Raw genomic sequence first — 5943 nt, 5'->3', positions numbered from 1 at the left:
TGTGCCGTCCACCGGTGTCCGTTGAAGAGGTAGGTGCCGAAGAACCCCACGATTGATCTCCTGAGCCCAGGGCGATGGCCGGTCACGGTTCAGCGCGCAGATCATCGCATGACGGTGCGGGCAGGGCAGGGGCTTGCAGACCGACCCGTACGCCCAACTCGAGTTGAGTGCGATGCTTGCCGGTGCGCCAAGACGTGCGCGTAGGGCGCGTGAGCGTGCCGGCCGATCTGACAGGGTGACTGTGACTTTCCCACCGAATGACTTACTGGAGCTGCGTCGTGGCGGCGACCCAAAGCCGCCTTGGCTTCTGGACCTGGTCCTGCCCGAGGTCGGTGGCGGCAAGTTCGATGTATCTCAACTCGCGGCTATAGATGAGAACGACACCGCGGTCGCCCTCCGTGTGAGTGGCCTGGACCAAACGACGTTCGAGCGGCTCGTTTCCGAGTATGGATCCCGTTTCATCGCCATCGAGTTGTGGAAGTGCCCAAGAATCGAGGATTTCTCGCCTTTTGAGGACATCGCCGGTCTGCAGATGGTCTCGATCTACTGGAACCAGAGGTCACTGCGCCTGTGGAATCTGGGCCGAACACCGCAACTTAGGGCGCTTTGCTTCGAGGACTTCACACGACTTCATCGGCTCGATGACCTGGAACAGGGCGCAGCGCTCAAGGAGGTCGTCTTCGGGGACGCGGTTTGGAGAAAGTCTGTATTCGAGACGCTCGAGCCTCTAGCGGCACTCACCGGCCTGCAGAGACTGAGCTTCCACCCAAAGCGAGTCGAAGACGGCCGCATTCAGCCTCTCGGAGAGCTGACCAACCTTGAGAAGCTCTCAATCCCGACCAACCTGTTCACGACGGACCAGGTCGCTTGGCTCCGAGCACGCCTTCCCGACTCTGTCGAGTCGAACGCTCTCGCCGGCGTCGTGACGATGCCGAGACCGGTCGAAGGCGGCGGGAAGTCCCTGGACGTGCTTCTTGTGGGCAAGCGCAAGCCCTTCCTAGACTCAAAGATTGACGCGGTACGAATCCGCAAGCACGTCCAGGCATTCGAAAAGATGGTCGCGGCCTTCAAGAATGACCCGAGCCGCGAGCCTGGCTGATCGGCCCCTCCGAAGGCCCCATCTAGCCGATGACCCTGCATCCGATCTTGGCAGATGGCAGGGCCCCCGGCTCGCAGGTTTCGTCATTCTGAATCCGGCAGAGCGCCGGCTGCGCTCCTGTCGCCTTCAGTCGATTCGCGAAGTCCCTCAGGTTCACCTTGCTGAAGCTGGGAAGCTCGAGCGGGACGGCCTTGTTCTTGCGCACACCGATGCCGTACCCACAACCTGCGGCGCGTCCTCACCGGAAGCGGTGGTACACGACGCCATCGAGTTCGTCGTTGGTGTGGGCGGCCGAGTTGGTGAGGTGGCCGTCGTACGGTCCGACCTTGGTGACCGTGGCGCCGTCGCGGAACACGATCTGCAGGCCGTGCTCAGGTTCCCAGGCGCACTCGCACTCGACCGAGACATAGACGCGCTGATCGCCGTTGGAGTCGCGCACGACGATCGGCTCGTTGCCGAGCTGGACGTGGGCCAGGACGTCTTCGGGGCCGCTGATCTCGACGTGCCACTCGTCGTCGTCATCGGCCAGGACGTCATCCATGGCGTCGCGGTAGTAGTCGTAGATCGACGATGCGGCCTCGACCAGCGCCGAGTGGTCGAGCGCGAGGAAGTTGCGAATCGCGGCGTGGAAGTCCTCCTGCGCCGGGTCGTCGTCGTAGCCGTCGACCACGATGATGCAGGGTCCGCCGCCTAACACCGGCACCGGTATCGGCGCACTGCGATACCAACCCAGATCGGCGTCCTTGACCACCATACCGAGATCGGGAATCTGCACACCCTCACCGTAGTGGTCGCTGTGGGACCGACTCTGATGAGACATCCGCACTTGCCGCAGACAACGCGCGACCTACGACCGGCGCCGACCAAGGCATCCTCACCTGCCGCTGATAAGGCGCGGCATGTCTGAACTTGTCGGGTTGACAAGTGGGCCGTGGGAGCGGATCGGGAGCAGTTGAGCCCGACGGTTGCTGAGCGGGCGTTGGCGTCACTAGGACGGCTTGAGCATGCGGCCACGGAGTCTGACGAACGACGTGCAGGACGGTCCGACACAGCCTGGAGGCATCAACCCGGCCGCGGGCCCCTGATCGGGGGAGCAGGTTGGGAGCAACAGGGTGCCCTGAACGGCGCTGAACCGCACCGAACGGCATCTGACCGCACCCAACTGCACCCAACTGCACCCACCCCTGCCTGGGGCTTCGCGTTTCCGCAGGTCAAAGTCCGTACGGCGTCCTGCTTCACACAACTGCACTCAACGGCAGTGAACAGCAGTCAACGGCACTCTATGTCGCCTGGTAGGGGAGTATCCGCAGCTCAAGGCGGTAAGGACCTTGTGAGTGTTCGAGCCTTGCAGGTGGGTGCAGATTGGGTGCAGCGTGGCGAAGTGGTCACCGTGTCCGAAGTGCTCACTGGCTTCGGGCGGAGAGGGGCACCGTGACCTGCGACGATGCTGGCGAGCGAGTGGCAGTGAACTCCAAGAGAACACCGAAGTGGTCAGGGTGCGCTGCTCCCCGTCCTGATGGTGCCGGCTGCAGCCGGGGATCCGTTGACGCCGGTCGAGAGGGCCCTGTTATATCGACGCATGACTCTGGCTTGCGCCGTGCTCGCGTCGATGTGATTCCGAGGGCTGAGACTCGAATCCCACCAGCAACTCGCTGACCAGCGCCTCCTGGGCGATGACCTCTTCGGCGCGCCCGAAAGCGTCAGCACCGACGGCTCCGCTTCATAGGCCGACGACGTCCGCTCATAGCCGTGAGCGGATGCTGGTTGGCGGTCGTGTTGCCCCGACCGGGATAGTTAGATCGTGCCGAACTTGGACTTCTATGCTGCAGAGGACGACTGGTCCGCGGTGCTCGAGGCCCTCTTCGATCTGGGCTTGTTCCGTGTCTTCGAGTCCGACTCGGAGCCGGACTACGAGCTGCGGGAATTCTCGGCTGCCGCTGAAGTTGCTGCTGCTCCACGTGGACGGCACCTGGCGTTGTTCGTCGTCGGCTGCGGGCCGGCGCCTATAGCTAGGCGGATCGACCTGCTTCCGTGCTTGCCGGGAGGCCCGACGTTCCGGTACTGCTGCGAAGGCTGGGGTCTAGTTCAGCTCTACTACGGCGGCCCCGTTGGGGCGCAGGAGGTGCGATGGAGCCATAGCAACCACAACTCGGAGAAGCGTGCCTCGGCGTGGGCGACCGCCGTGCCGCGACTCGGTGATCCCGCCGCATGGAACTGGGCAGCGGTCACAAGCGCCTCCGGCAGGCTAAATCGGGTGATTCGCCGGATGGCCGTCAGCAAGATCGGCTCTCGCCCCGTGCTGCCGCACGCTGCGCAGTTCATCGCAGACGCCGGCTTGCGATACGAGTACGGCATGGGCATCCACGCCACCCCGCCCTACGGCACCCATTCGAGCCGATGACCGTCCTCATCTGCCGCTGGCCGCATGCCCGATCAGCATTCGCTCGTCCCGACGGTCGGAGCTGATGGCTCGGCTGCCTTCAGTCCTTGAGTGGATCCCAGTGGTTGCTGTAGCGCAGCAGTGATTGGGCCAGGTCGGGGTGAGCGGCCGCCCACACGGTGTCGAAGAGGAACCACTGCTGGTGCCCGAATGACTGGCCACAGTGCATGGTGACTTGGGCGAGATGTTCGTCGACCTTGATGCGCGATGCGTCGGGGCGTCGGCCGTCGACGTATCGGCCCATTGTGAGGAGCTTTATGGCTTCGCCGTGGGCGGCGCGCACATCATGTGAAGCCAAACCGTCACAGGTCAACCGGACGACGGCACAGCCGGCTGCCGGCCGGTGTGGGAGGACTTTCTGTACGTCTATCAAGGCGGCCCGCAACGGGCCGCACGCGCCGCCGCCTCGGCGCGCGCCGGCCGCTGCCGCTGTCGCTCTGCGGCCGTCACGCCTGACGCCCGGCGGCCGGCGGAGAGCGGGACGCCGGAGGGCCGCCGCATACGGTAGCGCCGAGAGTGGTTAAGTTCGTGGGCCGGCAGCCGGCCGCGGCGCGCCCGAGCAGCGTGGCGCAGGGAAGGGCACGCCGGGTTCGCGCGGCGAGTCGCGGCGGCGGACCGGTTGCGGTCACTGCGCCTCCGGCGGGGGCGCAACGCCTCCAGGATGGCCAGGGCTCCGTCGGCGTGTTGCGGTCCGTGGGGTGGTTGCGCAGGGCCATCCCGCCAGCCGACGGCCCGGGCGAGCCGAGCAGACCACCGCCGGGCCCGCCAGCGTCCGTGCGAGCCGTCAAGGTCCGCTTGACGTAGCGGGCCGGACGGCGGCCCGCTCCCCAGGAGGGCGGGTCGGCGGCTTACGGGATTGCGGATGAGCCGAGCTTGCGCTGTGGCAGTAGCCGTCCGCTGGCTGGAAAGATGCGAGCGTGACGGGTGCGAGTGCGACGGTTGACAAGTTGGCGGCGATGGTCGGCTGGAACGGCAGATCTCCGTACCGCCCGGACTGGTCGTCGTTGCAGGTTGCCTTCGGTCACCAATTCCCGACGGATTTTCGGCAGTACGTGGAGCGGTTCCCTCCGGGCGCGTTCGACTTCGTTCAGGTGTTCCACCCGTACGAGTGGGACTACAGCGAGAGCCCCACGGTCTACGTCGAACAACTTCTAGCCCGTAACGACCTGGCCAATGACATCGAGGATTATTACAGGTTCGGCAACAATTTGGGCGAACTGTTCGCTTGGGGGACGGTCAACGGCGAATTTGAGCTTTGCTGGGAACTGACCAGCAAGCCCGCCGACACGTGGACGTGCGTGGTGGCCGACATTCGCGGCAGGACCGGGGAACGCTATCCAGGCGGCATGTTGGACCTACTGCTGGATGCTCTGGGCAGCACCGGAAGGATCAGCTCGCTGGACTACCTCCGTGAGGTCCTGCCAACCACCTTCGAGCCGTACTCGTAGCCCAAGGATGAACGTGTGCACGCCGCACCCTGACGGGTGGCTAACTGGGTGTCGATCGAAAAGCACCGGGCTGGACGTTGGCGGACCGTAGCGGACAGTCAGCACAGGCCGCTAGTTGCTCCAGGCCGGCAGGCACCGATGGTTCTTTCGAAACGAAGAGGTCATCGCAGCTCGAACGTGAATAGCTCCTCGTGGCCGGCCTCTCGGTCCTCGGCCTCCACGGCTCGCAGGAGGCAACAGATCCTTTCGAATCGCCTCGCTCCGAGATTCCTCTCACTGACCTGCCAGTCAGTCCAGACCACGGCGACCGGGCGGGGAACATCCCTGCTCAGTCGGTCCCACAGAGCATCCAGATTCGCACCGTAGTACGGCCCGAAGTCGAGAGCACGGGCCAGGAGTAGGTGAAGGTCGGCTTCGGTTCGCACCTCGCGGCCGTCGATTTCCAAGAGCATATGTCCTCACCCGTCCCTGCTGGCAGCTACGCCACCGACGCGCCTCTCGTCTGGGCAAGGCTCGTGCCCGATCCGTGCCGACACAGCGGTCAACACGGGGCGACAGGCACACGTGAGCTACCCGACGATCAACGTTCGGTAGCGATCCCTGATGCTGCAACTACCCACCGTGTAGATCAACCCGATTCCCAAGCTGAGGCTATGCACCTTCCAAACTGACGGTGCAAGCGAAGGGCTGGCGGGTGCATCAATCCTTTGGCTTCCACCAGGCCGCGAGGAGCCCTACGGCGACAACCAGGAAGAGGCAGCTGAGTCCCGCGCAGACCAGCAGGCCGACTGCCCAGAATCCCGATTCCATCATGGCCAGGATCGTAAGCGGACTGTCACCGCTGCTGCCGACAGCAACGGTGACAGCAGCGGGCCGGGACTAACGACCTCGTGCATGGTTGCAGATCCTTGAGCATTGATGATCGTTGTTCGCGTCATGGTGGGTGCTGCGATCTT

General features: G+C 64.5%; 7 protein-coding genes. 3 read left to right on the top strand and 4 right to left on the bottom strand.

All coding sequences use genetic code 11. The annotated features are described in order from the left end of the window. Nucleotides 1–235: 235 nt before the first annotated feature. Nucleotides 236–1099, top strand: a complete 864-nt coding sequence (locus tag ACLQ2X_RS28200; protein ID WP_425684111.1) for a hypothetical protein — start codon at nt 236–238, stop codon at nt 1097–1099. Between the two features lie 22 nt (nt 1100–1121). Here ACLQ2X_RS28200 and ACLQ2X_RS28195 read toward each other — a convergent pair whose 3' ends face one another. Then, complete coding sequence (locus tag ACLQ2X_RS28195; protein WP_425684110.1) at nt 1122–1304, bottom strand: hypothetical protein; 183 nt, start codon at nt 1302–1304, stop codon at nt 1122–1124. 33 nt (nt 1305–1337) lie between these two features. Continuing rightward, the gene (locus ACLQ2X_RS28190) at nt 1338–1874 is read right to left on the bottom strand and encodes a DUF6985 domain-containing protein (protein ID WP_425684109.1); all 537 of its coding nucleotides are present in this window, start codon (nt 1872–1874) and stop codon (nt 1338–1340) included. A 1026-nt stretch (nt 1875–2900) separates the two neighbouring features. On the opposite strand from ACLQ2X_RS28190, the gene ACLQ2X_RS28185 reads away from it, so the two are divergent. Next, a complete protein-coding gene (locus tag ACLQ2X_RS28185) occupies nt 2901–3500 on the top strand; it encodes a hypothetical protein (RefSeq protein WP_425684108.1) in 600 nt (199 codons plus the stop codon). Nucleotides 3501–3579: 79 nt separating this feature from the next. Here ACLQ2X_RS28185 and ACLQ2X_RS28180 read toward each other — a convergent pair whose 3' ends face one another. Then, on the bottom strand, nt 3580–3852 hold the full coding sequence (locus ACLQ2X_RS28180) for a hypothetical protein (RefSeq protein ID WP_387190472.1): 273 nt from the start codon (nt 3850–3852) through the stop codon (nt 3580–3582). Between the two features lie 604 nt (nt 3853–4456). On the opposite strand from ACLQ2X_RS28180, the gene ACLQ2X_RS28175 reads away from it, so the two are divergent. Beyond that, a complete protein-coding gene (locus ACLQ2X_RS28175) occupies nt 4457–4987 on the top strand; it encodes a hypothetical protein (protein ID WP_350815079.1) in 531 nt (176 codons plus the stop codon). A gap of 161 nt (nt 4988–5148) precedes the next feature. On the opposite strand, the gene ACLQ2X_RS28170 is transcribed toward ACLQ2X_RS28175, so the two are convergent. Continuing rightward, a complete protein-coding gene (locus ACLQ2X_RS28170; protein ID WP_350815077.1) occupies nt 5149–5439 on the bottom strand; it encodes a barstar family protein in 291 nt (96 codons plus the stop codon). Between the last annotated feature and the right edge of the window lie 504 nt (nt 5440–5943).

The sequence above is a fragment of the Micromonospora sp. DT31 genome (genome assembly GCF_049841795.1).
Taxonomy (GTDB): domain Bacteria; phylum Actinomycetota; class Actinomycetes; order Mycobacteriales; family Micromonosporaceae; genus Micromonospora.
Note: the sequence above shows the minus strand (reverse complement) of the source record. Positions and strands in the feature narration are given on the sequence as shown.